General features: G+C 65.4%; 4 protein-coding genes and 1 pseudogene. 3 read left to right on the top strand and 2 right to left on the bottom strand.

Features of this window, described 5'->3' with window-relative positions:
- Window positions 1-291 precede the first annotated feature (291 nt).
- Window positions 292-609: a YbaB/EbfC family nucleoid-associated protein gene (locus tag Q1V78_RS08790; protein WP_015382056.1), complete on the top strand. Its 318-nt coding sequence runs from the start codon at window positions 292-294 to the stop codon at window positions 607-609.
- An 89-nt stretch (window positions 610-698) separates the two neighbouring features.
- A complete protein-coding gene (locus Q1V78_RS08785; protein ID WP_300613688.1) occupies window positions 699-1487 on the top strand; it encodes a recombination mediator RecR in 789 nt (262 codons plus the stop codon).
- A 249-nt stretch (window positions 1488-1736) separates the two neighbouring features.
- On the opposite strand, the gene Q1V78_RS08780 is transcribed toward Q1V78_RS08785, so the two are convergent.
- Window positions 1737-2756 (bottom strand): FAD-dependent oxidoreductase, encoded by a 1020-nt coding sequence (locus Q1V78_RS08780; protein WP_300613686.1) that lies wholly within the window; start codon window positions 2754-2756, stop codon window positions 1737-1739.
- 186 nt (window positions 2757-2942) lie between these two features.
- Between Q1V78_RS08780 and Q1V78_RS08775 the strand changes: the two genes are divergently transcribed.
- A complete protein-coding gene (locus Q1V78_RS08775; protein WP_300613684.1) occupies window positions 2943-4838 on the top strand; it encodes a calcineurin-like phosphoesterase family protein in 1896 nt (631 codons plus the stop codon).
- Between the two features lie 209 nt (window positions 4839-5047).
- Here Q1V78_RS08775 and Q1V78_RS08770 read toward each other — a convergent pair.
- Window positions 5048-5505 (bottom strand): annotated as a pseudogene (locus Q1V78_RS08770) (hypothetical protein); the annotation flags it as partial.

Raw genomic sequence — 5505 nt, 5'->3', positions numbered from 1 at the left:
TCCCAAATCAAGGGACCCAACCCACCGACCCAGAGGAAGCCCTCCGCAGGCAGCAAGACGAAATCATGGACGATCTTGCCACCGGGGAGGCCGGGAAGCGCGAAACGCGGCCCGCCCTGGAGATCGCGGGTGAGCTCATCGAGAACATCCTCGGCGGCGAGCGTACGCGCTAGGAAAACGCACAGGAAAATACACAGTGAACTGCCACCGACAAGCCCCGGCCGAATGGGTAAAGTGGCAGCCGAAGAAGAACCAAAACCTTAGAAACCGAGAAGCGAAGGAACAAAGAAAATGTCCCAGCCAAACATGAACGACATCATGGCCCAGGCCCAGCGCATGCAGAAGCAGCTGCAGGAGGCGCAGGCGGAAATCGTCGCGTCCTCCATCGTCGGTGAGGCCGGCAACGGCAAGGTCACCCTCGTGCTCTCCGGCGGCGGCGAGGTCCAGGACCTGAAGATCGACCCGGAGGTCGTGGACCCGGAGGACGTCGAAACCCTCCAGGACCTCATCATCGGCGCGTTCCAGGACGCCAACCAGAAGCTGCAGGACCTCGCCCAGGAGAAGATGGGCCCGCTGGCTGACCTCGGTGGCGGCGGACTGCCTTTCTAAACCTTTGACCCCGCGCGACCCTTGGGGGCGGGTGCGCGTGGGGCACGCATTACGGCTAAGCGCCACTGAAGAAACGGGGAAAGTTCACTTTGTTTGAAGGTCCGCTTCAGGACGTTATCGACGAGTTCGCCAGCCTCCCAGGCATCGGGCCGAAAAGCGCGCAGCGCATCGCCCTCCACCTGCTGGAAAACGCGACCGGCGAGGACATCGAACGTTTCCAAGCCGCGCTGGGGAATCTGCACTCCGGCGTGGCGTTTTGCCGTATCTGCCACAACATCTCCCAGGAGGACGTCTGCCGCATCTGCGCGGATTCCTCCAGGGACGCCAGCCTGGTGTGCGTGGTTGAGGAGCCGAAGGATATCCAGGTCATCGAGCGCACCGGTGAGTACCGGGGCAGGTACCACGTGCTCGGCGGGGCGCTGGACCCGCTGAATGGTGTGGGGCCGGGGGAGCTGAACGTGACCGCGCTGGTGCAGCGGATCGGTGGCGTGCTGCCGGATGTGGCGGTGAGCGCGCCGCACGCGTCGGCCGGTGGGCCGGTGCAGGGGTCGCTGATGGATAGCGGCGCTGGTGCTGGTGGCGCTGGCTCGGGCCATGGGGGCGCGGGTGCGGGCGCTGCTGGTGGGGCCAGCGGCGAGAGCACTGCCGACGACGTCGAGTACCGCGAAGCCCCCGAGATCACCGAGGTCATCATCGCCACGGACCCGAACACTGAGGGTGAGGCCACTGCCTCCTACCTGGGGCGTTTGCTGAAGGAATTCCCGGGGCTGACGGTTTCGCGCCTGGCCAGCGGGATTCCCATGGGTGGGGACTTGGAGTTCGTGGACGAGCTCACGCTCTCCCGCGCGTTCGCGGGCCGCACCCAGCTGAAGCTCTAACCCACCCGGCCTGCTCACTGCGCCCCTCACCCACCCCGCCCGCTCCTAGCTAACCCCGGCCCGCTCACCCCGCTCCGCCCCTATTCCGTTTTGCAGAGTTTGATGTCGCTTTTGACCCAATTTCCGGCATCAAACTCTGCAAAACGCACAAAAAAGGGGCGGGGCTCAGGGGACGCGAAAAGAGTACGTGAAAAAAGGGGCACTCTAACCCAGCGTCCGTGCGGAAAAGGCACGTGAATAAGGAGGCTCCTAGCCCAGCTCCTCCGCGACCTCCCCAGCCACCTCGCGCGCGAAAGGCTGCACACCCATGATCGTGCCGGAACCGGGCCCCGTCGTCTCACCGAGACCCACCAGGTAAAACCCGGATACGGCGGAGCGCAACCGCCCCGCATCCGTCGTCCGCACCAGCTCGCGGAACGGCCGCACCGCCGGGCGGAAACCCGTGCACCACACGAGCTCATCGAAGCCCGCCGCCGTCAGCTCATCCAGCGAATCGAACATTGGTGTCGCCCGCAGCGCACCTGAATCCCGGGCCTCCAGCACCTTCGGCAGCATCACAATCTCCCCGAGATTACGATCGCCACCGGGGTCGTCCTCACCAGCAAGAACAGCATGCGCACGTTCCCGATTCCGCCGGAACAACACGCGCCCGTCGACGTCGTCGGGCATCCACCGCGGTTCGTGGCGGGTGAACCACGTGACCTCCGCGACGTCCGTGAGCTCCGCCGCGATCTGCGCCCCCGAGTTCGCTGCGCCGACCACCGCGACCTTCTTGCCGCGGAACTCTTCCGGCCCCGGGTACGTCGCGGAATGCCGCTGCCGCCCGCGGAAGGTGCCGGGCAGGAAGGGGACGAATGGCGCCGACCACGTCCCCGTCGCCGCGACGACGGTGCGCGCCCGGAACTCGCCCTCGCTGGTGTCGAGGACGAAGCCGCCCGCGGTGTCTGCGTTTACTTTCAGGACGTCAACAGGGCGCCGAATGTCGAAGCCATAGCGTTGCTCGTATGCGGTGAAATAGTCGATGACGTGCTGGGCGTCCGGGTAGTCCCCGGGTCCGCGGTACTTCGGCATCAGCATGCCTGACATGTTGGAGAAGCCCGGGGTGGAGAACAGGGTCATGGAAGGCCAGACGTGTCGCCACGCGGCGCCGGGGCCGGGCTGATTGTCCAGAATCACTGGGGTGATGCCGCGCCTCTGCAGGTAGAACGCAGTGGAGAGCCCGGCCTGGCCGGCGCCGATGATGATGCAATCGTGGATGTGGGCGACCATGAGCACTGAATATACCGAGGGGGAGCGGGCGCTCACACACTGGCCGACGGGGATCGGCCACCCGCCAAAAAGTTATTAATAAAAAATAAAAAGCGAAGTTACTTCGAGGCAACTCCCAGGAAATCCGCCACGGTTAATTTTCGACGTGGCCTTTCAAGTGATTAGTTCAAGAGGAGTTCTCTGACAATGCAAGAAAAGAAGCCCTTCCGGGCGACGCTGCTCGCAATGGCTGCAGTAACGACCCTGACCACCACTGTTGGTACCGCCAATGCAGCCCCGGGCCTGGTCGGCTCCAGCGACTTGGGCTCCAGCGACCTCGGATCGAGCCTCCCAGGATCCAGCGACCTGGGTTCCAGCGCCCCAGGCGAGACCGGCCTCTACGAGGGCTCCGTCGAAGCCGCAGAGAAGGACGCCGAGGACCAGTCCACCATCACCGGGCACGTCTTCGACGATGCGAACAAGAACTCCACCCACGACAAGGATGAAAAGGGAATCGAGGGCGTCAAGGTCACCAACGGCCGTGACGTGACCACCACCGACGCCAAGGGCCGCTACACCCTCCCGGTGTACGAGGACATGAACGTCTCCGTCACCCAGCCCGCCGGCTGGCAGGTCCCCGTCGACGCGGACAACTTCGCCCAGTTCAGCTACGTCCACAAGCCGGCCGGCTCCCCGAAGGACCTGAAGTTCGGCGGTCTCAAGCCCACCGGCGCCGTCCCGGAGTACGTGAACTTCCCGATGGCAAAGTCCCAGGCCACAGCCAAGGACGACCAGAACTGCGTCGTCGCTTCGGACACCCAGACCTACGACAAGGAAGAGGTCGAGTACGCCCGCAAGGGTGCGCCCGCCGACCTGACCCAGCGCAACGACTACGATGGCTGCGGCATCATGCTGCTCGGCGACAACGTCGGCGACGACCTCAGCCTCAACCCCGACCTGCGCAGCCTGTACAAGGACGTCAACGGTCCGGTCCGCGCCCTCCCTGGCAATCACGACCAGGACTACGACGTCGACTCCGACAAGGACGCCACCGACACCTACCGCGCGCAGTTCGGTGCCCCCTACTACTCCTACGAGGTCGGCAACACGCACTTCATCGCCCTCGACAACATTGAATACAAGGGCCAGAAGCCGGGCGGCGGCAACGGCGGCTACTACGAGAAGGTCGGCGAGCAGCAGCTCGAATGGCTGAAGAACGACCTCGCGGACGTCCCGAAGGACAAGCACGTCGTCGTCTATGCCCACGCGCCGATCGTGAACTACAAGGAAGTCATCACCGACGACGCCAACGCCCTGTACGAGGTCCTGGACGGCTACAGCAACGCGGTCACCGTCGGCGGTCACACCCACACGCTGGAGCACCTGCGCGCGGGTGATAAGCGCGAGGAGTGGGCAGCCGAGGGCATTGAGTCCCTGCCGATCGAGCAGGTTGTGGCTGGTGCCGTGTCCGGTGACTGGTACTCCGGTGGGCTCACCGATAACGGTGTGCCGCACGCGTACACCCAGGACGCAGCGGAGCCGGGCGTGTACACCCTGACTTTCTCCGGTTCCGGTGACGCGGTGACCCGCGGCGGTTTCTACACCGTGCGCAACGAGGACCAGGATCATCAGCAGCTGATCGGTGTGAACAGCCCCGCGTGGCGCGACTGGGCTGCGAAGGCTCAGGAGTGGCAGGACGCCGAGAAGGCCGGCCCGGAGCCAGAGGAGATCGACCCGCTGGCTGTGAACAAGGACGACCTGCGCGATGGGAAGTCTTACCTGACCAGCAGCGTTTTCGGTGGTTCCAGTGCCTCCAAGGTGGAGATGACGATCACTGGCGAGGACGGCGAGGCGCGCACCCTCGACGTTGAGCACACCCAGCCGCACCAGGGCGAGGCGCTGAACGAAGGGTGGGAGTTCACCGACCCGATTTCTGCGACGCACAACCTGTCCACCAGCGGCAACGTGGCGAAGGCGAGCCCGCACCTGTGGCGCGCGGCGCTGCCGGAGGACCTGTCTCCGGGCACCTACGAGGCCCAGGTCAAGGCCGTGGATAACTTCGGGGAGACCAACACCCAGAAGGTGACCTTCACGGTCCGCTAGGGGTTGCTAAGGGTTTCGCTTGGGCTGCTCGCGGTTGCTTGGGCCGGTCCAGCCCGGTGTCGACCCGGCGGCCACCCAGTTGTGGCCTACCCGTTGTGTTTCGCTCTCCCCCTCCGCGTATTGCAGAGTTTGATGCCGGAAATCGGTCCAAAAGCGGCATTAAACTCTGCAAATCGCATATAAGGGGGGCAGGGCTAGGCGGGCGGGGGTTAGCCCAGGCGCTCGCGGCGCAGCCGCTCCACCTCGGCGGTGAGCTGCGCTGCGAACTCACGGCCGTCCGGGCTCCCAGCACCCGCACCGGCACCCACGCCCGCGCCAGCACCAGCACCTGCACCCGCGCCAGTGTTCGCGCTGTCCGCGCCTCCCGCGCCGGCAGTCTCAGCGTCCCCAGCCGGCACGCCCTCGAACTCCGCGATGCTGCCCGCACCCAGCTCCGGCAGCTCAGCCACAGTCGTCCCGAGCGCACGCGCGAGTAGCACGTCCGCGAGCTGCGGGTTCCGCGCCAGCGCCGGCCCGTGCATGTACGTCGCGATCACAGAACCCTGTACCGCGCCTTCGTAGCTTTGCTGTTTCTCGCTGTCCTTCATTACGACGTCAGCAGCCTCAACGCCGTGCGCGTCCGTGTTTCCGACCATCCCGCCGCGGGCGCGCAGGATGCCCAGCGGGC

The sequence above is a fragment of the Corynebacterium sp. genome, from assembly GCF_030152825.1.
Lineage (GTDB): Bacteria > Actinomycetota > Actinomycetes > Mycobacteriales > Mycobacteriaceae > Corynebacterium.
The sequence above is the reverse complement of the archived record's forward strand: the minus strand, read 5'-3'. Positions and strand labels throughout refer to the sequence as shown.

Coding starts and splice junctions, on each gene's coding strand:
- Q1V78_RS08790 (WP_015382056.1), top strand. CDS start 292: ATGTCCCAGCCAAACATGAACGACATCATGGCCCAGGCCCAGCGCATG.
- Q1V78_RS08780 (WP_300613686.1), bottom strand. CDS start 2,756: ATGGTCGCCCACATCCACGATTGCATCATCATCGGCGCCGGCCAGGCC.
- Q1V78_RS08775 (WP_300613684.1), top strand. CDS start 2,943: ATGCAAGAAAAGAAGCCCTTCCGGGCGACGCTGCTCGCAATGGCTGCA.